General features: G+C 71.8%; 22 protein-coding genes and 2 pseudogenes. 17 read left to right on the top strand and 7 right to left on the bottom strand.

Annotated features, from left to right (window positions below; translation table 11 throughout):
- Positions 1-90: 90 nt before the first annotated feature.
- Positions 91-468, bottom strand: a pseudogene (locus ACWC2T_RS15945) (carbohydrate-binding protein); the annotation flags it as partial.
- On the opposite strand from ACWC2T_RS15945, the gene ACWC2T_RS15940 reads away from it, so the two are divergent.
- From ACWC2T_RS15940 to ACWC2T_RS15930, 3 genes are read left to right on the top strand one after another with little or no spacing between them, the layout of a single operon-like run.
- Positions 415-549: a Beta-galactosidase C-terminal domain gene (locus ACWC2T_RS15940; protein ID WP_450671061.1), complete on the top strand. Its 135-nt coding sequence runs from the start codon at positions 415-417 to the stop codon at positions 547-549. The pseudogene ACWC2T_RS15945 and the gene ACWC2T_RS15940 sit on opposite strands and share 54 nt — an antisense overlap.
- Positions 546-2,762, top strand: a complete 2,217-nt coding sequence (locus ACWC2T_RS15935; RefSeq protein WP_450670955.1) for a glycosyl hydrolase family 95 catalytic domain-containing protein — start codon at positions 546-548, stop codon at positions 2,760-2,762. Before ACWC2T_RS15940 ends, ACWC2T_RS15935 begins: the two co-directional genes overlap by 4 nt.
- Before the next feature lie 41 nt (positions 2,763-2,803).
- Positions 2,804-3,517 carry a glycoside hydrolase family 12 protein gene (locus ACWC2T_RS15930; RefSeq protein ID WP_450670954.1) on the top strand — a complete coding sequence of 238 codons (714 nt, stop codon included), beginning with the start codon at positions 2,804-2,806 and terminating at the stop codon, positions 3,515-3,517.
- Between the two features lie 45 nt (positions 3,518-3,562).
- Here the strand turns inward: ACWC2T_RS15930 and ACWC2T_RS15925 are convergent.
- Positions 3,563-4,384, bottom strand: a pseudogene (locus tag ACWC2T_RS15925) (glycoside hydrolase family 31 protein); the annotation flags it as partial.
- A 43-nt stretch (positions 4,385-4,427) separates the two neighbouring features.
- Complete coding sequence (locus ACWC2T_RS15920; RefSeq protein WP_450670953.1) at positions 4,428-5,441, bottom strand: LacI family DNA-binding transcriptional regulator; 1,014 nt, start codon at positions 5,439-5,441, stop codon at positions 4,428-4,430.
- Between the two features lie 331 nt (positions 5,442-5,772).
- Here ACWC2T_RS15920 and ACWC2T_RS15915 point away from each other — a divergent pair, with 331 nt between their 5' ends.
- Positions 5,773-7,710 (top strand): acyl-CoA dehydrogenase family protein, encoded by a 1,938-nt coding sequence (locus ACWC2T_RS15915; RefSeq protein ID WP_450670952.1) that lies wholly within the window; start codon positions 5,773-5,775, stop codon positions 7,708-7,710.
- 34 nt (positions 7,711-7,744) lie between these two features.
- Here the strand turns inward: ACWC2T_RS15915 and ACWC2T_RS15910 are convergent, their stop codons facing one another.
- The gene (locus tag ACWC2T_RS15910; RefSeq protein WP_450670951.1) at positions 7,745-8,209 is read right to left on the bottom strand and encodes a hypothetical protein; all 465 of its coding nucleotides are present in this window, start codon (positions 8,207-8,209) and stop codon (positions 7,745-7,747) included.
- A 268-nt stretch (positions 8,210-8,477) separates the two neighbouring features.
- On the opposite strand from ACWC2T_RS15910, the gene dxr reads away from it, so the two are divergent.
- The 6 genes from dxr (at position 8,478) to ACWC2T_RS15880 (ending at position 15,701) form a co-directional block, all read left to right on the top strand.
- A complete protein-coding gene (gene dxr, locus ACWC2T_RS15905; RefSeq protein ID WP_450670950.1) occupies positions 8,478-9,749 on the top strand; it encodes a 1-deoxy-D-xylulose-5-phosphate reductoisomerase in 1,272 nt (423 codons plus the stop codon).
- Positions 9,746-11,047 (top strand): M50 family metallopeptidase, encoded by a 1,302-nt coding sequence (locus ACWC2T_RS15900; RefSeq protein ID WP_450670949.1) that lies wholly within the window; start codon positions 9,746-9,748, stop codon positions 11,045-11,047. The genes dxr and ACWC2T_RS15900 overlap by 4 nt, the downstream gene beginning before the upstream one ends.
- A 169-nt stretch (positions 11,048-11,216) precedes the next feature.
- Positions 11,217-12,374 (top strand): flavodoxin-dependent (E)-4-hydroxy-3-methylbut-2-enyl-diphosphate synthase, encoded by a 1,158-nt coding sequence (gene ispG / locus ACWC2T_RS15895; protein WP_450670948.1) that lies wholly within the window; start codon positions 11,217-11,219, stop codon positions 12,372-12,374.
- A 133-nt stretch (positions 12,375-12,507) separates the two neighbouring features.
- Positions 12,508-13,356: a GNAT family N-acetyltransferase gene (locus tag ACWC2T_RS15890; RefSeq protein ID WP_450670947.1), complete on the top strand. Its 849-nt coding sequence runs from the start codon at positions 12,508-12,510 to the stop codon at positions 13,354-13,356.
- Between the two features lie 20 nt (positions 13,357-13,376).
- Positions 13,377-13,952, top strand: a complete 576-nt coding sequence (locus tag ACWC2T_RS15885) for a GNAT family N-acetyltransferase (RefSeq protein ID WP_351210754.1) — start codon at positions 13,377-13,379, stop codon at positions 13,950-13,952.
- Between the two features lie 42 nt (positions 13,953-13,994).
- A complete protein-coding gene (locus tag ACWC2T_RS15880; protein WP_450670946.1) occupies positions 13,995-15,701 on the top strand; it encodes a proline--tRNA ligase in 1,707 nt (568 codons plus the stop codon).
- Positions 15,702-15,776: 75 nt separating this feature from the next.
- Here the strand turns inward: ACWC2T_RS15880 and ACWC2T_RS15875 are convergent, their stop codons facing one another.
- From ACWC2T_RS15875 to ACWC2T_RS15865, 3 genes are read right to left on the bottom strand one after another with little or no spacing between them, the layout of a single operon-like run.
- Positions 15,777-16,679 (bottom strand): aminoglycoside phosphotransferase family protein, encoded by a 903-nt coding sequence (locus ACWC2T_RS15875; protein ID WP_450670945.1) that lies wholly within the window; start codon positions 16,677-16,679, stop codon positions 15,777-15,779.
- 60 nt (positions 16,680-16,739) lie between these two features.
- On the bottom strand, positions 16,740-17,219 hold the full coding sequence (locus tag ACWC2T_RS15870) for a ferritin-like domain-containing protein (RefSeq protein WP_450671060.1): 480 nt from the start codon (positions 17,217-17,219) through the stop codon (positions 16,740-16,742).
- A gap of 11 nt (positions 17,220-17,230) precedes the next feature.
- Positions 17,231-17,731: a hypothetical protein gene (locus ACWC2T_RS15865; RefSeq protein WP_450670944.1), complete on the bottom strand. Its 501-nt coding sequence runs from the start codon at positions 17,729-17,731 to the stop codon at positions 17,231-17,233.
- A 213-nt stretch (positions 17,732-17,944) separates the two neighbouring features.
- On the opposite strand from ACWC2T_RS15865, the gene rimP reads away from it, so the two are divergent.
- From rimP to truB, 7 genes are all read left to right on the top strand, one after another.
- On the top strand, positions 17,945-18,472 hold the full coding sequence (rimP, locus tag ACWC2T_RS15860; RefSeq protein WP_450670943.1) for a ribosome maturation factor RimP: 528 nt from the start codon (positions 17,945-17,947) through the stop codon (positions 18,470-18,472).
- Between the two features lie 2 nt (positions 18,473-18,474).
- Complete coding sequence (gene nusA, locus ACWC2T_RS15855; RefSeq protein ID WP_450670942.1) at positions 18,475-19,461, top strand: transcription termination factor NusA; 987 nt, start codon at positions 18,475-18,477, stop codon at positions 19,459-19,461.
- Between the two features lie 128 nt (positions 19,462-19,589).
- Complete coding sequence (locus ACWC2T_RS15850) at positions 19,590-19,886, top strand: YlxR family protein (RefSeq protein WP_351210740.1); 297 nt, start codon at positions 19,590-19,592, stop codon at positions 19,884-19,886.
- 144 nt (positions 19,887-20,030) lie between these two features.
- On the top strand, positions 20,031-23,078 hold the full coding sequence (gene infB, locus ACWC2T_RS15845) for a translation initiation factor IF-2 (protein ID WP_450670941.1): 3,048 nt from the start codon (positions 20,031-20,033) through the stop codon (positions 23,076-23,078).
- Between the two features lie 192 nt (positions 23,079-23,270).
- Positions 23,271-23,564: a DUF503 domain-containing protein gene (locus tag ACWC2T_RS15840; RefSeq protein ID WP_030619068.1), complete on the top strand. Its 294-nt coding sequence runs from the start codon at positions 23,271-23,273 to the stop codon at positions 23,562-23,564.
- A gap of 51 nt (positions 23,565-23,615) precedes the next feature.
- Positions 23,616-24,077 carry a 30S ribosome-binding factor RbfA gene (gene rbfA, locus ACWC2T_RS15835; RefSeq protein ID WP_450670940.1) on the top strand — a complete coding sequence of 154 codons (462 nt, stop codon included), beginning with the start codon at positions 23,616-23,618 and terminating at the stop codon, positions 24,075-24,077.
- Positions 24,074-24,979, top strand: coding sequence for a tRNA pseudouridine(55) synthase TruB (gene truB, locus ACWC2T_RS15830; RefSeq protein ID WP_450670939.1), 906 nt, complete (start codon positions 24,074-24,076; stop codon positions 24,977-24,979). Before rbfA ends, truB begins: the two co-directional genes overlap by 4 nt.
- The last annotated feature ends 132 nt before the right edge of the window (positions 24,980-25,111 follow it).

Raw genomic sequence — 25,111 nt, 5'->3', positions numbered from 1 at the left:
CTGCAGGGCGCTGCCCGCCCTGCAGAAGGGGCCCGGCACCGCTGCCTTTCGGTGCCGGGCCCCTCTGCGTCGTCGGCGCCCTCCGGACCCTCAACCGGAGAAGCCGACGTGCGCGAGCCGCAGCGGGCCGCGCAGCCTGAGGCGGACGTCGTGCACGCCGTCGGCGACCAGGCCGGCGCCGAGGGTGGTGTAGGCGTAGACGCCGGCGGTGGGGCCGGCCGGGGTCAGCGCGGCCAGCACCGGGCCGCCGTCCAGGGACACCTCCAGCACACCCTCGCCCGCCACCCGCGCCGTCACCTCGCGCACCCCCGTACCGAAGTCGCAGGCGCGGTAGACCAGTTCGGCCGCCCCGCCGTCCGCCGGTGTCACCGCGTCGCCCGCCGTCCTCGTCCGGTCCACGATCGCGACGCCGGACTGCTCGTCGAAGTCGGTCCCCGACAGGCCGCGCCGAACGACCGCCCGGGCAGCCATCACGACCTGCTCGGCGGCGGGAGGGGCACCGGCTCGCTCACCCTGGGCCGCTACGGAGTGGCGGTGCTGCGGCCATGAGCGACGGACCGGTCCACGGGACCTGGGAGCCGGCCCCGGCGGCCCGCTGGGAGGACGCCTTCCTGGCCGGGAACGGCCACCACGGCATCCTTGTGTTCGGTGATCCGAACGACGACCGGGTCATCGTCACGCATCACACCCTGGTCCGGCCCAACGGCGGCGAGCGGGCCCAGCCGCCCCGCCTGGCCGCCGAACTGCCCGCACTCCAGGACCGGTTGCTCGACGGCGACCGCACCGCTGCCGAGGGCTTCACCGACGGCCGCCCCCTGCAATGGGTACAGCCCTTCCACCCCGCCTTCCAGGTACGGCTGCACACATCCGGCGGCAGCGGGCACGGGCACGGGTACCGCCGGACCGTCGACTTCACCACCGGTGAGGTCACGGCCTCCTGCGCCGACTTCCGCAGCCGGGTCTTCGTCTCCCGCGCGGACGACGTGATCGTGCACGAGCTCGCGGCGGCCGACCTCGACATCGGCCTGGACCACCGGCTGCCCGGCGCACCGGCCGGGCTGCGGGTCGGTCACGGCGCGCTGCTCACCCCCGAGGGCGCCCTGCTCAGCCTGCGCGCCCGCTATCCGGGCAGCGGCCGGTCCTACACCGGCGTGACCCTCGTCGCCGTACACGGGGGCAGCACCGAACTCGTCCCGCCGGCCGTCCGCGTCACCGGCGCCCACCGGATCCTGCTCCTCACCCGCGTACACCGGCACACCGGCGAGGCGGACGTGGCCGCCGAGGCCCGGCGCCTCCAGACCCTGCTGGAGGGCACCGAAAACGGCACTGAGCGGCCGTACGACGTCCTCCTCGGCCGCCACCTGGACCGGCACCGCACCGCCTACCGGCGGGTGACACTGGACCTCGGCGCCGATCCGGCCGAGCGCGCCCTGCCCGGCTCCGAGCTGCTGCGCCGCCCGCACAGCCCGGCCCTGCTGGAACGGCTCTTCGCCGCCGGCCGCTACCACCTGCTCTCCAGCAGCGGCCGCAACCCGCCCCGGCTCACCGGCCTGTGGACCGGCGACTGGAACACCGCCTGGTCCGGCGCCTTCACCACCAACGCCAACCTCAGCCTCCAGACCGCCGCCGCGCCCGCCGCCGCCCTGCCCGAGGTCACCGAGGCGCTGGCCGGCCTCGTCGCCCGGCAGCTGCCGGACTGGCGGACCAACGCCCGCGCGATCTTCGGCACCCGGGGCGCCGTCGCGCCCTCGCACACCGACGGCGAGTCCGGGCTGACGTACCACTTCAGCCGCGAATACCCCCTGCACCTGTGGACGGCCGGAGCGGACTGGCTGCTCAAACCGCTCGTCGACCACGACGAGATCCACGGCACCCGGGACCCGCGCACCGCCGCCGCGCTCGCCGAGGCGGCCCTCTTCTACGAGGACTTCCTCACCCGCACCGACACCGAGGGACGGCTGGCCGTCGTCCCCTCCTACTCGCCGGAGAACCGTCCCGCGAACGGCAGCTGGGGCGCCCTCAACGCCGCCATGGACCTCTCCGCCGCCCGGCACGCCCTGCTCACCGCCGCCCGCTACCACCCCGAACGGGCAGGGACATGGCGGGCGTTGGCGGACCGGCTGCCCGCACACCGGATCAACGCCGACGGGGCGCTCGCCGAATGGGCCTGGCCCGGCCTGGAGGACACCTACGACCACCGCCACCTCAGCCACCTCTACGGCGTCTGGCCCCTGGACGAGATCACCCCCCACGACACCCCCGACCTGGCCGCCGCCCACCGGGCGCTCCGACTGCGCGGCGCCGAGAACCACTCGGCCCACGGCCATCTGCACCACGCCCTCGTCGCCGCCCGCCTGGGCGACCGTGACCGTGCCGCCCACGCCCTGCGCCAGGTGTTGGAGGGCGACTTCTTCCACGCCTCGCTGATGAGCGCCCACTACCCGCGCCGGGACGTCCACAACGCGGACGCCGCGCACACCCTGCCCGGCGTCCTGATCGAGATGCTCGTCCAGTCCACCCCGGACCGGCTCGTGCTGCTGCCCGCCGTCCCGGAGGCCTGCCCGTACGGCGAACTCCGGGGCGTGCGCACCCGGTTCGGCGCGGAGCTCGACCTCAGCTGGGCTCCGCAACAGGCCACGGTCATCCTCAGACCGAGCCGCACCGCCCGCACCGCCCGCATCGACCTGCGGACTTCCTCCAGTGCCGGACCGCTCGACCTCGTCGCCGGAGAAGACCGCGTCCTCGTCCTGGGGGCGCGGTGACCGAGAAACACCGTCAATTCCCCCCCCATGGAAGGGACACCATGGCAACAAGCACGCTCGGCAGGGTCGCCAAGGCCCTGACAGCCCCCGCCCTCGCCCTCGGCGCCACCGTCGGCCTCGCCTCGGCCCCCGCCTCCGCCGCGGTCTGGAGCTCCTGCGACCAGTGGGGCAGCACCACGCTGAACGGCTACACCCTCTACAACGACATCTGGGGCTCCGGCGCCGGCAGCCAGTGCATCTGGGCCAACTCCGGCACCAACTGGGGCGTCTGGGCGAACCACCCGAACACCGGCGGCATCAAGTCCTACCCCAACGCCAAGAAGGTGATCAACAAGTCGATCAGCTCCCTGTCCTCGCTCAGCAGCAGCTACAACGTCACCGTCCCGTCGTCCGGGGCCTACGAGACGGCGTACGACATCTGGGACACGGGCCACAAGTACGAGATCATGCTCTGGGTCAACAAGACCGGCGCCGTCGGCCCGCTCGGCACCTCGCAGGGCACCGTGACCCTCGGCGGCTCCACCTGGACCGTCTACAAGGGCAACAACGGCTCCAACGACGTCTTCTCCTTCGTCCGCAGCTCCAACTCGAGCTCCGGCACGGTGAACGTCCTGCCGATCCTGAAGTGGATCAAGGACACCAAGGGCTGGTTCGGCGACGTGACCATCGGTGACCTCCAGTTCGGCTTCGAGATCACCTCCTCCTCCGGCGGACTGGACTTCACCGTCAACAGCGAGCGCATCAGCAGCAGCTGAGCGGTGGGCAGGGGGGCCGGTCCCGTGCGGGCCGGCCCCCAGCCGTCATTCGGCGATCGGCAGCTCGGCGCCGTCCCGCAGGAACAGCGGGATGCGGTCCAGCGGGGCGTCCACCGTCACCGCCGTACCGCCCTCGTACGTCTCACCCGTCCACGCGTCCGTCCAGCGCGCCCCCGCCGGGAGGTGGGTCGTCCGGGCCGTCGCGCCGGCCGTCAGCACCGGGGCGACCAGCAGGTCCCGGCCGAAGAGGTAGGCGTCGTCCACCGACCAGGCCGCCTGGTCGTCCGGGAACTCCAGGAACAGCGGGCGCAGCACCGGCAGCCCCTCCTCGTGGGCCTCCCGCATGACCTTGAGCACGTACGGCTTGAGGCGTTCGCGCAGGCGCAGGTACTTCTCCAGGATCGCGCCGGCCTCCTCGCCGTACGACCACACCTCGTTCGGACCGCCCGTCATCTCCGGGCCCAGCGGCATGCCCGGGTCGCGGAAGCCGTGCAGCCGCATCAGCGGGGACAGCGCGCCGAACTGGAACCAGCGGACCATCAGCTCGCGGTAGGCCGGGTCGTCCGGGTCGCCGCCGTGGAAGCCGCCGATGTCGGTGTTCCACCAGGGGATGCCGGACAGCGCGGTGTTGAGGCCGGCCGCGATCTGGCGGCGCAGGGTCGCGAAGTCGGTGCCGATGTCACCGGACCACAGGGCGGCGCCGTAGCGCTGACTGCCCGCCCACGCCGAGCGGTTGAGGGTGATGACCTCCTCGCCCTGTGCGCGCAGGCCTTCGTGGATGGTGCGGGCGTTCTAGCGCGGGTACAGGTTGCCGACCTCCGGACCCGTCCCCGCCCAGTACCGCAGATTCTCCGGGAAGCCCGGCAGGCAGAGGCGTGCCCCGGACGCGGCCGGAGCACGTGCAGGTACGTCAGGAGGCGGCCGGTGCCGGTCCCGAACTCGCCCGCAGCGTCAGCTCGGGCGCGAGCAGCACGACCTCGTCGCCGCCCCGCCCGTCCAGCTTGGCCACGAGGTGCTCGACCGCGTACCGGCCCATCTCCTGTGCCGGGATGGCGACCGAGGTCAGCCGCACCGAGGCCTGCACGGCGACCTGGTCCGGGCAGATCGCGACCACGGACACGTCCTCCGGCACCGCCCGGCCCTGCTGGCGCAGCAGGGCGAGCAGCGGCTCCACCGCCGACTCGTTCTGCACCACGAACCCGGTCGTCGCCGGCCGCTCGTCGAGGATCCGGGCCAGGGTCACGGCCATCGCGTCGTAGCCGCCGTCGCACGGGCGGTGCAGCACCCGTACGCCCGTCTCGCGGGCCCGGGAACGCAGCCCGTCGAGGGTGCGCTCGGCGAAACCGGTGTGCCGCTCGTAGACGGCCGGGGCCTCGCCGATGACAGCGACGTCACGGTGACCGAGCCCCGCCAGGTGCTCCACGCACATCGCGCCCGTCGCGGTCCAGTCCAGGTCGACGCAGGTCAGGCCTGCTGTGTCGGCGGGCAGCCCGATCAGGACGGACGGCTGGTCGGTGCTGCGCAGCAGCGGCAGCCGCTCGTCCTCCAGCTCGACGTCCATCAGGATCATCGCGTCGGCGAGACCGCTGCCGGTCACCCGGCGCACCGCGTCGGGCCCCTCCTCCCCGGTGAGCAGCAGGACGTCGTAGCCGTGGGTGCGGGCCGTGGTGGCCACCGCGATGGCGATCTCCATCATCACCGGCACGTACATGTCGGTGCGCAGCGGGATCATCAGCGCGATGATGTTCGACCGCTTGCCGGCCAGGGCGCGGGCGCCGGCGTTGGGGTGGTAGCCCAGTTCCCGGATGCTCTGCTCGACCCGCTGCCGGGTGGTCGCGGAGATGGACCGCTTGCCGCTGAGGACATAGCTCACCGTGCTCGCCGAGACTCCGGCGTGCTGGGCGACCTCGGCGAGGGTGACCATCCGTGCTCCAAGCTCTGTGAAGCGCTTCGACTACTGCGCGTTGCTGACGTGGCTGAATGAGGGTGAGATTGACACTAGCTTCAGCCGGGTCGGGGTGTCCATAGGTGTCGAAGCGCTTCGACGACTTTTCCGTGGTCGCTAGGTGGCCGAAATACCGGACGCGCCGCCGGGAAGCAGTACACACCCATGCGCCGGGGCTGCGGCAGGGCTTTCGGCCGGATGGACGCGCGAGGGGTGGTGAGGTCGGCCCGTTTCGGGTACCAACGATCCAGTAGCACTGGTCGGTAACGAACGGTCCGCAATCATCCCTCTTCGCGGCGAGGTGAGCCTCATGTCGGCCCCCACCACTTCACGCACCACCGTCACCGAGCGCGAGGCCCGTCAGGTGGCGGAGGCCGCCCGGCAGCAGGACTGGCACAAGCCCAGCTTCGCCAAGGAACTGTTCCTCGGGCGCTTCCGGCTCGACCTCATCCACCCCCACCCGCTCCCGGACCCCGAGAGCGTCCGGCGCGGCGAGGAGTTCCTCGCCAAGCTGCGCGCGTTCTGCGAGTCCACGATCGACACCGCCCGCATCGAGCGCGAGGCCCGCATCCCCGACGAGGTCGTCACGGGCCTGAAGGAACTCGGCGCCCTCGGCATGAAGATCGACCCCAAGTACGGCGGTCTCGGCCTCACCCAGCTCTACTACAACAAGGCCCTCGCCCTGGTCGGCTCCGCGAGCCCCGCCGTCGGCGCGCTGCTCTCCGCCCACCAGTCGATCGGCGTGCCCCAGCCGCTGAAGATGTTCGGCACCCAGGAGCAGAAGGACGCCTTCCTGCCCCGCTGCGCCCGCACCGACATCTCCGCCTTCCTGCTCACCGAGCCGGACGTCGGCTCCGACCCTGCCCGCCTCGCCACCACGGCCGTACCCGACGGGGACGACTACGTCCTCGACGGGGTGAAGCTGTGGACCACCAACGGGGTGGTCGCCGACCTGCTCGTGGTCATGGCGCGGGTGCCGAAGTCCGAGGGGCACAAGGGCGGCATCACCGCGTTCGTGGTGGAGGCGACCAGCGAGGGCATCACCGTCGAGAACCGCAACGCCTTCATGGGTCTGCGCGGCATCGAGAACGGCGTCACCCGCTTCCACCAGGTGCGGGTCCCGGCCGCGAACCGGATCGGCCCCGAGGGCGCGGGCCTGAAGATCGCGTTGACGACGTTGAACACCGGCCGGCTGTCGCTGCCGGCGATGTGCGCGGGTGCCGGGAAGTGGTGTCTGAAGATCGCCCGCGAGTGGTCGGCGGAGCGTGAGCAGTGGGGCAAGCCGGTGGCGCTGCACGAGGCCGTCGGCTCCAAGATCAGCTTCATCGCGGCCACCACCTTCGCCCTGGAGGCCGTCCTCGACCTCTCCTCCCAGATGGCCGACGAGGACCGCAACGACATCCGCATCGAGGCCGCCCTCGCCAAGCTCTACGGTTCCGAGATGGCCTGGAAGATGGCCGACGAACTGGTCCAGATCCGCGGCGGCCGCGGCTACGAGACCGCCGAGTCGCTCAGGGCCCGTGGCGAGCGGGCGGTCCCCGCCGAGCAGATGCTGCGCGACCTGCGCATCAACCGCATCTTCGAGGGCTCGACGGAGATCATGCACCTGCTCATCGCCCGCGAGGCCGTCGACGCCCACCTCTCGGTCGCCGGTGACCTCATCGACCCCGACAAGTCCCTGTCCGACAAGGCGAAGGCGGGCGCGCACGCGGGCGTCTTCTACGCCAAGTGGCTGCCGAAGCTGGTCGCCGGACCGGGCCAACTGCCCCTGACATACGGCGAGTTCAAGCACGAAGTCGATCTGTCCGGGCATCTGCGCCATGTCGAGCGCACCGCCCGCAAGCTGGCCCGTTCCACCTTCTACGCCATGTCCCGCTGGCAGGGCCGGATGGAGACCAAGCAGGGCTTCCTGGGGCGGATCGTGGACATCGGCGCCGAGCTGTTCGCGATGAGCGCGGTCTGCGTCCGGGCCGAACTGCTGCGCAGCCGGGGCGAACACGGCCGCCAGGCCTACCAGCTGGCCGACGCCTTCTGCCGGCAGGCCCGCATCCGGATCGAGGAACTCTTCGACCGGCTGTGGACCAACACCGACGCCCTCGACCGCAAGGTGGTCAAGGGCGTGCTCGGCGGGGCCTACACCTGGCTGGAGGAGGGCATCCTCGACCCCTCCGGCGACGGGCCGTGGATCGCCGACGCGACCCCCGGACCCTCGGCGCGGGAGAGCGAGCGCCGCCCCTTCGGCGACTGAGCCGCCCTCCCGCGGGCCGACCGGGCGCCTGGGGTCAGTTGCCCCAGGTGCCCTGGTTCACGGCGCAGGTCCAGCCCGAGCCGTGCAGGGTGAACTTCAGCTGGTAGCTGTGGGTGTTGAGCAGGTGCGTGGGAATCCTCATGCCCAGGCTCGCCCTGCCCTTGAACGTCCCCGTGGAGACGGACACCGAGGTGGACGTGTTGTGGGTGATCCTGCCGCCGGTGGGCTTGGCCTTGCCGAAGCGGAGGTTCTTGACGTTCGAGACGCTGAACGTGACGTTCTTGAAGCTCGTGGCCGTCTTGCTCTTGAGGCCGAAGTACAGGCCCCCGTTGGTGACCCAGCCGTGCGCGTCGTAGTAGAAGCGGCTCGGGTACACGATGTCGAGCGGGCAGCCGGTGCTCTGCGGAGCCCGGGTGGCGGCGGCCGCGCCCCCGGCGAAAGCGAGCTGAGTGGCTGCCAGCACACCGGCGGTGGCCAGCGCGGCCGCGGTCGTACGCATGCGGTTCAAGGTGGTGTTCCTCCCCCTGTTGTTCCCCCAGTTGAGCGCGCCCTCCTCGAAGGGCGCCACGGGAAGGATGCCATCACCGGCGGGCCGGCGGCGCGCGATTTCAGAAATATGATCTTCATTACGCCCCCACGGTGCCCGCACAGCGCTCTCACAACGCCCTCACAACGGAAAACCGCTCCATCGGTGACGAACCCCTCCGAGGCACCCGCCCGGGGGACGCCGTGTCCGGGCCCCCACCGGTTGGGGCAACAATGGGGGGATGACCGACAGCCCTGCCCATCCGGCACCCCTCGCCGATCCGCACCTCGTCTACGACCCCCTCGCGGGCGACAGCCTCAAGGACGTGGTGATCCTCGGCTCCACCGGATCCGTCGGCACCCAGGCCATCGACCTCGTGCTGCGCCACCCCGACCGGTTCCGGGTCACCGCCCTGTCCGCCAACGGCGGCCGCATCGCCCTCCTCGCCGAGCAGGCGCGCCGGCTGCGGGTACGGACCGTCGCGGTCGCCCGCGAGGACGTCGTACCCGCCCTGCGCGAGGCGCTCGCCGCCGAGTACGGCCCCGGCGAGCCGCTGCCCGAGATCCTCGCCGGACCGGACGCGGCCACCCAGGTCGCCGCCTCCGACTGCCACACCGTGCTGAACGGCATCACCGGCTCCATCGGCCTCGCGCCCACCCTCGCCGCCCTGGAGGCGGGCCACACCCTGGCGCTCGCCAACAAGGAGTCCCTGATCGTCGGCGGCCCGCTGGTCAAAGCGCTCGCCAAGCCGGGCCAGATCATCCCGGTGGACTCCGAGCACGCGGCCCTCTTCCAGGCGCTGGCCGCCGGGACGAGGGCCGACGTACGCAAGCTGGTCGTCACGGCCTCCGGGGGTCCCTTCCGCGGCCGTACGAAGGCCGACCTGGCCCAGGTGACCGTCGAGGACGCCCTCGCCCACCCCACCTGGGCGATGGGCCCGGTCATCACGATCAACTCCGCGACCCTCGTCAACAAGGGCCTGGAGGTCATCGAGGCACACCTCCTCTACGACATTCCCTTCGACCGCATTGAGGTGGTCGTGCATCCCCAGTCGTATGTTCACTCGATGGTCGAGTTCACCGACGGATCCACGATCGCCCAGGCGACGCCCCCCGACATGCGCGGGCCCATCGCCATCGGTCTGGGCTGGCCCGAACGCGTCCCCGGCGCGGCGCCCGCCTTCGACTGGAGCAAGGCCTCCACCTGGGAGTTCTTCCCGCTGGACAACGAGGCCTTCCCCTCGGTGAACCTCGCCCGGCACGTGGGGCAGCTCGCGGGCACGGCCCCGGCGGTGTTCAATGCGGCCAACGAGGAGTGCGTCGAGGCCTTCCGCAACGGCGCACTGCCCTTCAACGGCATCATGGAGACCGTCACCCGGGTGGTCGAGGAACACGGCACCCCGGACCGGGGAACTTCACTCACCGTGTCGGACGTCCTCGAAGCGGAGACCTGGGCCCGCACCCGGGCCCGCCGGCTCACCGGCACGAAGGCGACCGCGGAGGCGCGTGCATGACGACCTTGATGTTCATCCTCGGCATAGTGGTCTTCGCGGTCGGCCTGCTCGTCTCGATCGCCTGGCACGAGCTGGGGCACCTGTCCACGGCCAAGCTCTTCGGCATCCGCGTGCCCCAGTACATGGTCGGCTTCGGCCCGACCGTCTGGTCGCGGAAGAAGGGCGATACCGAGTACGGCATCAAGGCGGTCCCGCTCGGCGGCTACATCCGCATGATCGGCATGTTCCCGCCCGACGACCAGGGCCGTGTCTCCGCCCGCTCCACCTCCCCGTGGCGCGGCATGATCGAGGACGCCCGCTCGGCGGCCTTCGAGGAGCTCCAGCCCGGCGACGAGACGCGCATGTTCTACACGCGCAAGCCCTGGAAGCGCGTCATCGTCATGTTCGCGGGCCCCTTCATGAACCTGATCCTCGCGATCGCCCTGTTCTTCACGGTCCTGATGGGCTTCGGCATCCAGCAGCAGACGACCACGGTCGCCTCGGTCTCGCCGTGCTCCATCGCCCAGAGCGAGCACCGCGACACCTGCAAGAAGTCCGACCCGGTCTCCCCGGCGCAGAAGGCCGGGCTGAAGGCGGGCGACCGGATCCTCTCCTTCGACGGCGTGCGGACCAGGGACTGGAACACCCTCTCGGACCTCATCCGGGACAGCGCGGGCAAGAACGTCGCGATCGTCGTCGACCGCAAGGGCCAGGACGTGACCCTGCACGCGACGATCACCACGAACATGGTCGCCAAGAAGGACGCCAGCGGTCAGTACGTCCAGGGCTTCGTCCCGGCGGGCTTCCTCGGCTTCAGCGCCGCCACCGGCGTCGTCCACCAGGACTTCGGCCAGTCCGTGACCTGGATGAACGACCGGGTCGGCGACGCCGTCGACTCCCTCGCCGCCCTGCCCGCCAAGATCCCGGCCCTGTGGGACGCCGCCTTCGGCAACGCCCCGCGCCAGCCGGACTCCCCGATCGGCATCGTCGGCGCGGCCCGCATCACCGGCGACATCGCCACGCTGAACATCCCCGCCTCCCAGCAGCTGGCGATGTTCGTGATGCTCCTCGCCGGCTTCAACCTCTCTCTGTTCCTGTTCAACATGCTCCCGCTGCTCCCGCTCGACGGCGGACACATCGCGGGCGCCCTGTGGGAGGCCCTGCGGCGCAACGTGGCGCGGGTGCTGCGCCGCCCGGACCCCGGTCCGTTCGACGTGGCGAAGCTGATGCCGGTGGCGTACGTGGTGGCCGGGATCTTCGTCTGCTTCACCATCCTGGTGCTCATCGCGGACGTGGTTAACCCGGTGAAAATCTCCTAGCCACACGCTGTTCGAGGCGGCCCGGAAGGATGTCCTGCGGGCCGCCTCCCATTGAGTGGGTTTGCCGGGTGGGATGTGCTCGCGCCAAGGCCGGTGGCGTAATCTCGAGGCCTGGAGCCCGCCGTTCACGGGACCGGACCTTGATCCACGACTTGGGGTTGCACAGCAGATGACTGCGATTTCTCTCGGCATGCCGTCCGTTCCGACCAAGCTCGCCGAGCGCCGGACGAGCCGGCAGATCCAGGTCGGAAGCGTGGCGGTCGGCGGAGACGCGCCCGTCTCGGTCCAGTCCATGACCACGACCCGTACGTCCGACGTCGGCGCCACCCTCCAGCAGATCGCCGAGCTGACCGCGTCCGGCTGCCAGATCGTGCGGGTGGCCTGCCCGACGCAGGACGACGCGGACGCCCTGGCGACCATCGCCCGCAAGTCCCAGATCCCGGTCATCGCGGACATCCACTTCCAGCCCAAGTACGTCTTCGCCGCCATCGAGGCCGGCTGCGCCGCGGTCCGCGTCAACCCCGGCAACATCAAGCAGTTCGACGACAAGGTCAAGGAGATCGCCAAGGCCGCCAAGGACCACGGCACCCCGATCCGCATCGGCGTCAACGCCGGCTCCCTGGACAAGCGCCTGCTCCAGAAGTACGGCAAGGCGACGCCGGAGGCGCTGGTGGAGAGCGCCCTGTGGGAGGCGTCCCTCTTCGAGGAGCACGACTTCCGGGACATCAAGATCTCCGTCAAGCACAACGACCCGGTCGTCATGATCGAGGCCTACCGCCAGCTCGCCGAGCAGTGCGAGTACCCCCTCCACCTCGGCGTGACGGAGGCGGGCCCGGCGTTCCAGGGCACGATCAAGTCGGCGGTGGCATTCGGAGCGCTGCTCTCGCAGGGCATCGGCGACACGATCCGCGTGTCCCTCTCGGCTCCGCCCGTCGAGGAGGTCAAGGTCGGCCTCCAGATCCTGCAGTCGCTCGGCCTGCGCCAGCGCGGCCTGGAGATCGTCTCCTGCCCGTCCTGCGGCCGCGCCCAGGTGGACGTCTACAAGCTCGCGGAAGAGGTCACGGCCGGTCTGACCGGTATGGAGGTCCCGCTGCGCGTGGCCGTCATGGGCTGCGTCGTGAACGGTCCGGGCGAGGCCCGCGAGGCCGACCTCGGCGTCGCCTCCGGCAACGGCAAGGGCCAGATCTTCGTCAAGGGCGAGGTCATCAAGACCGTCCCCGAGTCCAGGATCGTGGAGACCCTCATCGAGGAGGCCATGAAGCTGGCCGAGCAGATGGAGCAGGACGGCGTGGCCTCCGGCGAGCCGTCGGTGTCGGTGGCCGGCTGAGGTCCCCACCCACCCTGGGCCGGGTTTTCCGCGCCCCCGGGGGCCTCGGTCCCCAGGGGGCGCCGAGGCGCACGTCCGAGACAGCGCGGCTATAGTTCCGGGACCAGCAGAACCCCAGGGTGAGGCCCCGTACGTGTTGACCCAGACCACCTCCCGGGTGCTCGAACCGAGCGACCTCGACGCCGCGCTCGCCGTCCTCGGCCGCGAGCCGGTCGCGAACGCCTTCGTGACCTCCCGGGTCCAGGTCGCGGGCCTCGACCCCTGGCGCCTCGGCGGCGAGATGTGGGGCTGGTACGAGGACGGCATGCTCACGTCCCTGTGCTACGCGGGCGCCAACCTGGTCCCGGTCTGCGCCACCCCGCGCGCCGTCCGCGCCTTCGCGGACCGGGCGCGAAGAGCCGGCCGGCGCTGCTCCTCCATCGTCGGCCCCGCCGAACCCACCGCCGCGCTGTGGCGCCTGCTGGAACCCCACTGGGGCCCCGCCCGCGAGGTCCGCCCCCACCAGCCCCTGATGGTCACCGACCACATGCCCGTCTGCATCGCCCCGGACCCCTACGTCCGCCGCGTCCGCAAGGACGAGATGGAGACGATCATGCCGGCCTGCGTGGCGATGTTCACCGAGGAGGTCGGCGTATCGCCGCTGGCCGGCGACGGCGGCCTGCTCTACCAGGCCCGCGTCGCCGAACTCGTCGGCGCCGGCCGCTCCTTCGCCCGCCTCGACGAGCACGGCAAGGTCGTCTTCAAGGCGGAGATCGGCGCGGCGACCAGCCAGGCCTGCCAGATCCAGGGCGTCTGGGTGGCCCCCGAGTACCGGGGCAGGGGACTCGCGGCCCCCGGCATGGCGGCGGTGCTGCGCTACGCCCTCGCCGACGTGGCCCCGGTCGTCAGCCTGTACGTGAACGACTTCAACACGGCGGCGCGGCGGACGTACCTCAGGGTGGGCTTCCAGGAGGTGGGCGCTTTCATGAGCGTCCTGTTCTGAACCCGCTGTACGCTCCGGGCATGGACCTCGTGATCGGCTCCCTGGACCTCGCTGCCCGCGTCGACGAGGCCCTGGCCGTCCAGGCCGTAGCCTTCGGGCTGGGCCCCGACGAGGTCGCCGTGCGCCGGCAGATCGTCCAGCGGCACATGCAGTTCCCGGGCGCGCGAGCCCTCGGCGCGAGCGTCGGCGGACACCTCGTCGGCTTCGTCTACGGCATGCCCAACTCCCGCACCCACTGGTGGTCCACCGTCGTGGAGCCGTACCTCCGCGCGACCGGCAACGACTTCTGGCTGGACGACTCCTTCGTGATCACGGAGCTGCACGTCCACCCCCACCACCAGAACCGGGGCATCGGCCGCCGCCTGATCACCGCCATCACGGACTCCGCGACCGAACCCCGCTCGATCCTCTCGGCGATCGACACCGACAGCCCTGCCCGCGGCCTGTACTTCTCCCTCGGGTACGTCGACCTCGCCCGCCAGGTCCACTTCCCCAGCGCACCGAAGCCGTACGCGGTGATGGGCGCCCGCCTTCCGCTGCTCCGCAGGGGGAACCGGGGCGTATCCGATTTCCACCGGCACAGCCCGCCCGGCTAACCTCCTGTGCCATCACCCTTACCCGGCAGGAGTACGAGAACCATGGCCAACGCACCGGTCCAGCGCATGTCCCAGTTGATGGCGAAGACGCTGCGCGACGACCCGGCGGACGCCGAGGTCCTCAGCCACAAGCTCCTCGTCCGCGCCGGCTACGTCCGCCGCACCGCCGCCGGCATCTGGAGCTGGCTGCCCCTCGGCAAGAAGGTCCTCTCCAACGTCGAGCGGATCGTCCGCGAGGAGATGGACGCCATCGGCGCCCAGGAGGTCACCCTCCCCGCCCTGCTGCCCCGCGAGCCCTACGACGCGACCGGCCGCTGGGACGAGTACGGCCAGGAACTGTTCCGGCTGAAGGACCGCAAGGGCGGCGACTACCTCCTCGGCCCCACCCACGAGGAGATCTTCACCCTCCTGGTCAAGGACCAGTGCACGTCCTACAAGGACCTGCCGGTCATCCTGTACCAGATCCAGACCAAGTTCCGGGACGAGGCCCGCCCCCGCGCCGGCATCCTGCGCGGCCGCGAGTTCCTGATGAAGGACTCGTACTCCTTCGACCTGGCGGACGAGGGGCTGGCGCAGTCGTACGCCCTGCACCGCGCGGCCTACCAGCGCATCTTCGAGCGCCTCGGCCTCGACTACCGCATCTGCGCGGCCACCGCCGGTGCGATGGGCGGCTCGAAGTCCGAGGAGTTCCTGGCCCCGGCCGAGGCCGGCGAGGACACCTTCGCGGACTGCCCGAACTGTGACTTCGCCGCCAACACGGAGGCGATCACGTACGCGCTCCAGCCGGTGGACGGCTCGGCGGTCCCCGCCCTGGAGGAGATCCCCACCCCCGACACCCCGACCATCGAGACCCTGGCCGCCTCCCTCGGCGTCCCCGCCTCCGCCACGCTGAAGAACCTGCTGGTGAAGGTGGACGGCGAGATCGTCGCCGTCGGTGTCCCCGGCGACCGCGAGGTCGACCTGGGCAAGGTCGAGGCGCACTTCGCCCCGGCGGTCGTGGAGATGGTCACCGAGGCGGACTTCGCCGGCCGCCCCGACCTGGTCCGCGGCTACGTCGGCCCGCAGGGCCTGGGCGAGAAGGTGAAGTACATCGCCGACCCGCGCGTGGCCCCCGGAACCTCCTGGATCACCGGCGCCAACAAGGACCAGACCCACGCCAGGAACGTCGTCGCCGGCCGTGACTTCGAGGCCGACGCGTACGTGGACGTCGTGGTCGTCCAGGAGGGCGACCCCTGCCCGAAGTGCGGCACCGGCCTGAAGCTGGACCGCGCCATCGAGATCGGCCACATCTTCCAGCTGGGCCGCAAGTACACCGACGCCCTCAAGCTCGACGTCCTCGGCCAGAACGGCAAGCCGGTCCGCGTCACCATGGGCTCGTACGGCATCGGCGTCTCCCGCGCGGTCGCGGCCATCGCGGAGCAGAGCGCCGACGACAAGGGCCTGGTGTGGCCCAAGGAGGTCGCCCCGGCCGACGTGCACGTGGTCGCCGCCGGCAAGGCCCTGCAGACCGAGCTGGCCCTCGACGTCGCCGAGAAGCTGGCCGCCGCGGGCGTGCGGGTCCTGGTCGACGACCGGGCCGGCGTCTCCCCGGGCGTGAAGTTCACCGACGCCGAGCTGATCGGCGTCCCGCAGATCCTGGTCGCCGGCCGCCGCTCCGGCGAGGGCGTCGTGGAACTGAAGGACCGCAGGACCGGCGAGCGCGAGGAACTCTCCGTCGAGGACGCCCTCGCCCGCCTGACGGCGGTCTGACCCCCACCCGACCTCCACCCCCCGGACCGGCCCGTTCACCTGCACGAGCGGGCCGGCCCGGCATGGGCGGCACCCTCAGCCGAGCCAGCTCGCGAACTCCAGCAGGAGCTCCGCGTCCTTCTCACGGCCGACGCGTCCGGCCCGTACGCCGGACTCCACCGCCCGGAACAGCGTCCACCCCCGCAACCGCTCCTGGTCCACCTCCAGCGACTCGGCGAGCCGCTTGATGCGCCGCCGGGTCGTCGCGGCGCCCGCCGGTGCCGCGATCAGGTCCTCCACGCGGTCCCGCACCAGCCGGGCCAGATCGAACGCGCACTCACCGACCACCGGGTCCGGACCCACCGCGAGCCACGGCATCCGCTCCCCGGCCAGCACCTTGCTCTGCCGGAACGTACCGTGCAGCAACCGGTGTTCGGGCGGCGCCGACAGCAGCTCCTCGCGGGCCGCGAGTGCCGCGTCGACCAGCGGGGCCACCTCGGGGTCGGTCTCGGCGCCCGCCCGCATCGCCGCCGCCTGGCGCCCCGTGCGCTCGGCGACGGTCTCGAAGACATGACCGGCCGGCGGGTCGACCCACAGCCGCCGCAGCGTGCCCGCGGCCTCCAGCAGCGCCTTGGCCTCCGGCAGCGACCGCACGGACACATCCGGGTGCAGCCGCTCCAGCAGCAGCACACCGTCCTCCGCGCCGGCCTCCAGCAGTTGTACGGCGCCCAGCCCGCCCCAGTGCGCCAGCGCCGCCCGCTCGCTCTCCGGACGGGCCCGCGGCGGGGCCAGCTTCAGCACGGCCGGGGTGCCGTCGGCCCGCCGCACCAGCACCACCAGGCTGCTGCGGCCGCCCGGCACCTGAACCCGCTCCACGGTCAACTCGCGCCTGGCAACGGCCCGTTCGGCGGCCGCGGGCAACTGCGCGAGCCAGTCGTCCCCGGCCGGTGCCGTCTCACCGAGCGCCCGTACCAGGCGCGGCGGCGGTTCGAAAGCCATGCGCGAGTCGTTCCTTTCCAGTCCGGGTCCAGTCGTACGGCCGCCTACGGGGTCACGCGGTCACGGGGACACCGAGGCAGTGGCCGACGGTGCCGTACCGGCCGCACCGGTCCCCGCACCAACGGACCGCTCGGCGAGCCCAGGGAAGGCTACGCTCTGTCCGCTCCAGCGCACCGCGCGCACCGCGGCCTCCCGCAGCGCGGCGGCGGCCGCGCCGCGCCGCGCGCCCGTCGAGGCCCGCACCAGATCCGCGTAGACACCCGCCACCCGCTCCTCCAGCCGGGCGGCGAGCCGCACGGCGGCGGGGGAGTCCGGCACCGGGAACGGCAGCGCGTACCCGGCGTTCGCGGCGACCGGCTGCCCGCCCAGGTCGCGGACCTCGCGGATCAGCGCGTCCCGGCGCGCCCGGTGCGCGTCGTACGCCGCCCGCGCCTCGGTCCGGCGCGCCGCGCTGATCTTGCCGCCGACGACGCCGTACCCGTACACCGCCGCGTGCTCCGCCGCCAGTGCCGCCTGCAGCGCCGCCAGTTCGCCCGACATCGCCTCGTCGCTCACTTCGCCCCCTCCGTCAGCAGGTACGCGTGCACGGCCCCGGCCGCCGCCACCGACGCCAGCAGCCGCGCCAGCTCGCCCGGCACCGCCGGCAGGGCCCTGGCACGCCGGTCGGCGAGGCCGCGCTCGGCGGCGGCCAGGCCGGCGAGGGCGTCCTTCTCGGTGGCCGGCACGGCCGGACCGGCGGACGGGGAGGCCGAGGACCTCGCGGGCGTGGGCGTCGTACCGTCCGCGAAGGCCGCGGCGTGGGCCGCGACCTGGGCGCGCAGCGGGCCCAGCCGCTCCGCCAGGCCGGGGTGGACGGCGAGCACGGCGTCGTACCGGGCGAGCAGCTCCCGGCTGTCCAGCGCCGCACGCGCGCGTGCCCGCTCCGTCGCCGAGGAGCCGCCACCGGAGTCCGGACCGGCCGTGCAGCCCACCAGCAGAGCGGCACCGGCGGCCGAGGCGAGCAGGGATCTTCTACGCGGCCCCGAAGGGCGCAGGGGTGGGGGGTACGGCACGCTGACGTCCTCGGGGAGCTCGTACGAACACACGGGCGGGCTTTCGGACCGCCCCGCCGTGATCACGGTACCCGCGCATCCCCTCGCCTCATGTCACCGGCTCAGCGCACCCGCCCGCCCTCGCATGCGAACCGCCCCCCGCCGGAGGCGATACCCTTTGACCAGACACGCGACCCATCCCACAACAGCACACGCGGCCGAGGAGTCACCCGGATGAGCACCACCCAGAGCGAGAGGCTGCGAGAGCTGCTGGAACCGCTCGTCACCTCCCAGGGGCTGGATCTCGAAGAGATCGCCGTGGACTCCGTCGGACGCAAGCGGGTGCTGCGCGTGGTCGTCGACTCCGACACCGGAGCGGATCTGGACGCCATCGCCGATGTGAGCCGTGCGCTCTCGGCGAAGCTCGACGAGACCAACGCGATGGGCGACGCGGCGTACGACCTGGAGGTCGGAACCCCCGGCGCGGAGCGCCTCCTCACCGAGCACCGGCACTTCGTGCGCGCCACCGACCGGCTCGTGAAGTTCCAGCTGACCGAGGGCGGCGAGCTGGTCGCCAGGATCCTGAACGTCGACGACGAGGGCCTCGAGCTCGAGGTACCCGGGGTGAAGGGGCGTAAGGCCACCACCCGTCGGCTCGGCTTCCCCCAGATCGCCAAGGCGCGCGTGCAGGTCGAGTTCAGCCGCAAGGAAGACAAGGCCGACAAGGCCAAGAAGGACATGAAGGAAGAGGAGGAGGCGTAGCCGTGGACATCGACATGAGCGCCCTGCGGGGCTTGGTCAGGGAGAAGGAGATCTCCTTCGACCTGCTGGTCGAGGCGATCGAGTCGGCCCTCCTCATCGCCTACCACCGCACCGAGGGAAGCCGCCGACACGCGCGCGTGGAGCTCAACCGGGAGACCGGGCATGTGACCGTGTGGGCGAAGGAGGACCCCGAGGACCTCGAAGAGGGGCAGGAGCCGCGCGAGTTCGACGACACCCCGTCGGGCTTCGGCCGGATCGCCGCCACCACCGCCAAGCAGGTCATCCTGCAGCGGCTGCGGGACGCCGAGGACGACGCGACGCTCGGCGAGTACGCCGGCCGCGAGGGCGACATCGTCACCGGTGTGGTCCAGCAGGGCCGCGACCCGAAGAACGTGCTGGTCGACATCGGCAAGCTGGAGGCGATCCTGCCGGTGCAGGAGCAGGTGCCGGGCGAGACCTACCCGCACGGCATGCGCCTTCGCTCGTACGTCGTCCGGGTGGCCAAGGGCGTGCGCGGACCGTCGGTCACCCTCTCCCGTACGCACCCCAACCTGGTGAAGAAGCTCTTCGCCCTGGAGGTGCCGGAGATCGCCGACGGCTCGGTGGAGATCGCCGCGATCGCCCGTGAGGCCGGTCACAGGACCAAGATCGCCGTACGGTCCACCCGTTCGGGCCTGAACGCCAAGGGTGCCTGCATCGGCCCCATGGGCGGCCGGGTGCGCAATGTGATGGGCGAGCTGAACGGCGAGAAGATCGACATCGTCGACTGGTCGGACGACCCGGCGGAGATGGTGGCGAACGCCCTGTCACCCGCTCGGGTGAGCAAGGTGGAGGTCGTCGACCTCGCCTCCCGTTCCGCCCGGGTCACCGTGCCGGACTACCAGCTGTCGCTCGCGATCGGCAAGGAGGGGCAGAACGCCCGCCTCGCCGCCCGGCTCACCGGCTGGCGGATCGACATCCGGCCCGACACCGAGCAGGCCGGGGACTAGGCAGGCAAGACCAGGCAGGGAAGACCAGGCAGGGAATAAACCAAGCCGCAGGTCGCTTGGATCACGACAACAGCCGTTCGATCTTTGCCCCGAAGGGGTGAGGTCGGTGCGGGGAGGTAGACTTAACCGTGTCTGGCCGGACGCACGCCGGAGCATGCCCTGAACGCACCTGTGTGGGGTGCCGGGAGCGGGCGGCCAAGAACGATCTACTGCGGATCGTGAAGATCGAGGACGCATGCGCCCCCGATCCTCGCGGTACGCTGCCCGGCCGGGGTGCCTATGTACACCCCGCCCTGGTCTGTCTCGACCAGGCGGTACGTCGCCGGGCGTTCCCGCGGGCACTGCGCGCCCCGGGGCCGCTCGACACAAAGGCGTTGCGCCATTACGTCGAGCAGACAACAGTTGCCGAGCAGGCAACACCGTAAGACGTGCCGTACGGAACCCCGTGCGGCCTGGTACCTCGCGAGTCGAAAGCAGGTCGAGATTGCGATGAGCACTCGATGAGTACGCGATGAGTACGCCCATGAACTAGCGACGGTCCGGCCTCACCCGGACCTCAAAGGAGCGAAGTGGCTAAGGTCCGGGTTTACGAACTCGCCAAGGAGTTCGGCGTTGAGAGCAAGGTCGTCATGGCCAAGCTCCAGGAGCTCGGTGAATTCGTCCGTTCGGCGTCTTCGACCATCGAAGCGCCCGTAGTACGCAAGCTGACCGACGCCTTCCAGGGCGGTGGCAACGGCAAGTCCGCCGGTAAGCCCGCCCCGCGCAAGGCTGCCCCCAGGCCCGCCGCGCCCTCTCCGGCGCAGGCGGCTCGTCCTGCTGCCCCGAAGCCGGCAGCCCCCAAGCCCCCGACGGCGCCCGCTGCCCAGCAGCCGGCCGCCCCGTCGGCTCCCGCCGCGCCCGCGCCGGCCCCGGGCCCGCGTCCGGTGCCGGGTCCGAAGCCCGCGCCGCGTCCGGCTCCGGCCGCCCCGGAGTTCACCGCTCCGCCGGCCGCCCAGGCCCCGCAGGCTCCGGCCGCCCAGGGTCCGCGTCCCGGCGCCCGTCCGGGTGCCCCGAAGCCCGGCGGCGGACGTCCGGGTGGTCCCGGCCAGGGTCAGGCCCGTCCGGGCCAGGGTGCCCCGCGTGCCGGTGGCCAGGCCCCGCGTCCGGGTGCCCGTCCGGCCGGTCCGCGTCCGGGCAACAATCCCTTCACCTCCGGTGGCTCCACCGGCATGGCCCGTCCGCAGGCCCCGCGCCCGCAGGGCGGCGCGCGTCCCGGCCCCGGTGGTCCCGGCGGCGCCCCCCGTCCGCAGGCGCCCGGCGCCCAGGGCGGCGGTCCGCGTCCGCAGGCTCCCGGCGGTCCCCGTCCGAGCCCGGCCGGCATGCCCCGGCCGCAGGGCGGTCCGCGTCCCGGCCCGGCCGGTCCGCGTCCGAACCCCGGCATGATGCCGCAGCGTCCCGCTGCCGGCCCGCGTCCGGGCGGCGGTGGCCCCGGCGGCCGCGGTCCCGGTGCCGGCGGTCGTCCCGGTGGCGGCGGCGGTCGTCCGGGCGGCGGCTTCGCCGGTCGTCCCGGTGGCGGCGGCTTCGCCGGTCGTCCCGGTGGCGGTGGCGGCGGCGGTGGCGGCTTCGCCGGTCGTCCGGGTGGTCCCGGCGGTGGCGGCGGTGGCCGTCCCGGCTTCGGCGGCCGTCCCGGCGGACCCGGTGGCCGCGGTGGCACGCAGGGCGCCTTCGGCCGTCCCGGCGGTCCCGCGCGTCGTGGCCGCAAGTCGAAGCGGCAGAGGCGCCAGGAGTACGAGGCCATGCAGGCCCCGAGCGTCGGCGGCGTGATGCTGCCGCGCGGCAACGGCGAGACCATTCGTCTCTCCCGCGGCGCGTCGCTCACCGACTTCGCGGAGAAGATCAACGCCAACCCGGCGTCGCTCGTCGCGGTCATGATGAACCTCGGCGAGATGGTCACCGCGACGCAGTCCGTCTCCGACGAGACGCTGCAGCTCCTCGCCGACGAGATGAACTACGCGGTTCAGATCGTCAGCCCGGAGGAGGAGGACCGCGAGCTGCTCGAGTCCTTCGACATCGAGTTCGGCGAGGACGAGGGCTCCGACGAGGACCTGGTCGTCCGTCCGCCGGTGGTGACCGTCATGGGTCACGTCGACCACGGTAAGACCCGGCTGCTCGACGCGATCCGCAAGACGAACGTCATCGCGGGCGAGGCCGGTGGCATCACCCAGCACATCGGTGCCTACCAGGTCGCGACCGAGGTCAACGACGAAGAGCGCAAGATCACCTTCATCGACACCCCGGGTCACGAGGCGTTCACCGCCATGCGTGCCCGCGGTGCGAAGTCGACCGACATCGCGATCCTGGTCGTCGCGGCCAACGACGGCGTCATGCCGCAGACGGTCGAGGCGCTCAACCACGCCAAGGCGGCCGACGTGCCGATCGTCGTCGCGGTCAACAAGATCGACGTCGAGGGTGCCGACCCGACCAAGGTGCGCGGTCAGCTGACCGAGTACGGCCTGGTGGCCGAGGAGTACGGCGGCGACACCATGTTCGTCGACATCTCCGCCAAGCAGGGTCTGCACATCGACTCGCTGCTGGAGGCCGTGATCCTCACGGCCGACGCCTCGCTCGACCTGCGGGCCAACCCGGCCCAGGACGCGCAGGGCATCTCGATCGAGTCCCGTCTCGACCGCGGCCGTGGTGCCGTGGCGACGGTCCTCGTCCAGCGAGGCACGCTGCGGGTCGGCGACACGATGGTGGTGGGCGACGCCTACGGCCGCGTCCGCGCCATGCTCGACGACAACGGCAACAACGTCGCCGAGGCCGGCCCGTCGACGCCGGTCCAGGTCCTGGGCCTGACCAACGTCCCGGGTGCGGGCGACAACTTCCTGGTGGTCGACGAGGACCGTACGGCCCGTCAGATCGCCGAGAAGCGCGCCGCCCGTGAGCGCAACGCGGCCTTCGCCAAGCGCACGCGCCGCGTGTCCCTGGAGGACCTGGACAAGGTGCTCAAGGCCGGCGAGGTCCAGCAGCTGAACCTGATCATCAAGGGTGACGCTTCTGGTTCCGTCGAGGCCCTGGAGTCCTCCCTGCTCCAGCTGGACGTCGGCGAAGAGGTCGACATCCGCGTCCTGCACCGCGGCGTCGGTGCGGTCACGGAGTCCGACATCGACCTGGCGATGGGCTCCGACGCCATCGTGATCGGCTTCAACGTCCGCGCGGCAGGCCGCGCGGCGCAGATGGCCGAGCGCGAGGGTGTGGACGTCCGGTACTACTCGGTCATCTACCAGGCGATCGAGGAGATCGAGGCGGCCCTCAAGGGCATGCTCAAGCCGGAGTTCGAAGAGGTCGAGCTGGGTACGGCGGAGATTCGCGAGGTCTTCAAGTCGTCCAAGCTGGGCAACATCGCCGGTGTGCTCATCCGGTCCGGCGAGGTGCGCCGCAACACCAAGGCCCGCCTCATCCGCGACGGCAAGGTGGTCGCGGAGAACCTCACCATCGAGGGCCTGCGTCGCTTCAAGGACGACGTCACCGAGATCCGCGAAGGCTACGAGGGCGGTATCAACCTCGGCAACTTCAACGACATCAAGGTCGACGACGTCATCGCGACGTACGAGATGCGGGAGAAGCCGCGGGCGTAAGGGCCGGCGGTACCTGAAGCTGGCCGGCGGGACCTCGGTCCCGCCGGCCAGCTGGCCGTTGCGGAGGCCGTTGCGGGGGCCACGGAAACCCCGTCGAGCCACCGCGCAGGTTCGCGTAATCTTTTGGTGTCCCCGGCCCACACGGGCCCGGGGCCATCGATCCCGTACCGGCGGGTAGACCCGGCACACAACATGTACGTGGGGACTCTGTCCTTCGACCTCCTCCTCGGCGACGTCCACTCGCTGAAGGAGAAGCGCTCCGTCGTCCGCCCGATCGTCGCCGAACTCCAGCGGAAGTACGCGGTGAGCGCGGCCGAGGTGGACCACATGAACCTCCACCGGCGAGCGGTCATCGGCCTCGCCATGGTCTCCGGCGACGCGGCGCACCTCACCGACGTACTGGACCGGTGCGAACGGCTGGTCGCCGCCCGCCCCGAGGTGGAGCTGCTGTCCGTACGACGGCGCTTCCACGGCGAAGACGACTGACGACCAGACCCAACACCAACGCAAGCAGAAGAATGAACGGGAGACGGACCAGTGGCCGACAACGCGCGGGCGAAAAGGCTGGCGGACCTCATCCGGGAGGTGGTGGCCCAGAAGCTGCAGCGCGGGATCAAGGACCCGCGGCTCGGCTCGCACGTCACCATCACGGACACCCGGGTGACGGGCGACCTGCGGGAGGCGACCGTCTTCTACACGGTCTACGGAGACGACGAGGAGCGGAAGGCCGCCGCGGCGGGCCTGGAGAGCGCCAAGGGCATCCTGCGCTCCGAGGTCGGCCGCGCCGCCGGGGTGAAGTTCACGCCGACCCTGTCCTTCGTCGCGGACGCCCTCCCGGACACCGCCCGGACCATCGAGGACCTCCTCGACAAGGCGCGGCAGTCCGACGCGAAGGTACGCGAGGCCTCCGCGGGCGCCGCTTACGCGGGCGGCGCGGACCCGTACCGCAAGCCGGCCGAGGACGACACGGCCGAGACGGACGGCGACGCCGCGGAATGACCCAGAAGCACACCACGCCCGACGGCCTCGTCATCGTCGACAAGCCGTCGGGCTTCACTTCGCACGACGTGGTCGCCAAGATGCGCGGCATCGCCCGGACCCGCCGGGTCGGCCACGCGGGCACCCTCGACCCGATGGCGACCGGCGTGCTGGTCCTCGGCGTCGAACGTGCCACCAAGCTCCTCGGGCACCTCGCCCTGACCGAGAAGGAGTACCTGGGCACCATCCGCCTGGGCCAGAACACGATCACCGACGACGCCGAGGGCGAGATCACCTCGTCCGCCTACGCCTCCAAGGTGACCCGGGACGCCATCGACGCCGGCATCGCCAAGCTGACCGGCGACATCATGCAGGTGCCGTCCAAGGTCAGCGCCATCAAGATCGACGGCGTACGGTCGTACAAGCGGGCCCGCGAGGGCGAGGACTTCGAGATCCCCGCCCGTCCGGTGACGGTCTCCTCCTTCACGGTGTACGACGTCCGGGACGCCGTGGCCGACGACGGCACGCAGGTCCTCGACCTGATCGTCTCGGTCGTCTGCTCCTCCGGCACCTACATCCGCGCCCTCGCCCGTGATCTGGGTGCCGACCTCGGCGTCGGCGGCCACCTCACCGCGCTGCGCCGGACGCGCGTCGGGCCGTACAAGATCGATACGGCGCGGACGCTGGACCAGCTCCAGCAGGAGCTGACCGTGATGCCGATCGCGGACGCCGCCGCGGCCGCGTTCCGCCGCTGGCAGGTGGACGACCGGCGCGCCCGGCTGCTGCTCAACGGCGTCCGGCTGGAGATGCCCGACGAGTACGCGGGCGCCGGTCCCGTCGCCGTCTTCGACCCCGAGGGCCGCTTCCTCGCGCTGGTCGAACACCACAAGGGCAAGGCCAAGAGCCTGGCCGTCTTCGGCTGAGCCGTCTTCGGCTGCACCGACGGCGCAGGGTCTGCCCGTGGAGCGGCGGCCGGCCACGGGGCGTGCCCCTGCCGCCGCTCCACGGTCCCCCCTCGGTTCCCCCATCCCTAGGGTTATCCAGCGGCAGCCGGC

The sequence above is a fragment of the Streptomyces sp. NPDC001393 genome (assembly GCF_053597455.1).
Note: the sequence above shows the minus strand (reverse complement) of the source record. Positions and strands in the feature narration are given on the sequence as shown.

Coding starts and splice junctions, on each gene's coding strand:
- ACWC2T_RS15935 (WP_450670955.1), top strand. CDS start 546: ATGAGCGACGGACCGGTCCACGGGACCTGGGAGCCGGCCCCGGCGGCC.
- ACWC2T_RS15930 (WP_450670954.1), top strand. CDS start 2,804: ATGGCAACAAGCACGCTCGGCAGGGTCGCCAAGGCCCTGACAGCCCCC.
- ACWC2T_RS15920 (WP_450670953.1), bottom strand. CDS start 5,441: ATGGTCACCCTCGCCGAGGTCGCCCAGCACGCCGGAGTCTCGGCGAGC.
- ACWC2T_RS15915 (WP_450670952.1), top strand. CDS start 5,773: ATGTCGGCCCCCACCACTTCACGCACCACCGTCACCGAGCGCGAGGCC.
- ACWC2T_RS15910 (WP_450670951.1), bottom strand. CDS start 8,209: ATGCGTACGACCGCGGCCGCGCTGGCCACCGCCGGTGTGCTGGCAGCC.
- dxr (WP_450670950.1), top strand. CDS start 8,478: ATGACCGACAGCCCTGCCCATCCGGCACCCCTCGCCGATCCGCACCTC.
- ACWC2T_RS15900 (WP_450670949.1), top strand. CDS start 9,746: ATGACGACCTTGATGTTCATCCTCGGCATAGTGGTCTTCGCGGTCGGC.
- ispG (WP_450670948.1), top strand. CDS start 11,217: ATGACTGCGATTTCTCTCGGCATGCCGTCCGTTCCGACCAAGCTCGCC.
- ACWC2T_RS15885 (WP_351210754.1), top strand. CDS start 13,377: ATGGACCTCGTGATCGGCTCCCTGGACCTCGCTGCCCGCGTCGACGAG.
- ACWC2T_RS15880 (WP_450670946.1), top strand. CDS start 13,995: ATGGCCAACGCACCGGTCCAGCGCATGTCCCAGTTGATGGCGAAGACG.
- ACWC2T_RS15875 (WP_450670945.1), bottom strand. CDS start 16,679: ATGGCTTTCGAACCGCCGCCGCGCCTGGTACGGGCGCTCGGTGAGACG.
- ACWC2T_RS15870 (WP_450671060.1), bottom strand. CDS start 17,219: ATGTCGGGCGAACTGGCGGCGCTGCAGGCGGCACTGGCGGCGGAGCAC.
- rimP (WP_450670943.1), top strand. CDS start 17,945: ATGAGCACCACCCAGAGCGAGAGGCTGCGAGAGCTGCTGGAACCGCTC.
- ACWC2T_RS15840 (WP_030619068.1), top strand. CDS start 23,271: ATGTACGTGGGGACTCTGTCCTTCGACCTCCTCCTCGGCGACGTCCAC.
- truB (WP_450670939.1), top strand. CDS start 24,074: ATGACCCAGAAGCACACCACGCCCGACGGCCTCGTCATCGTCGACAAG.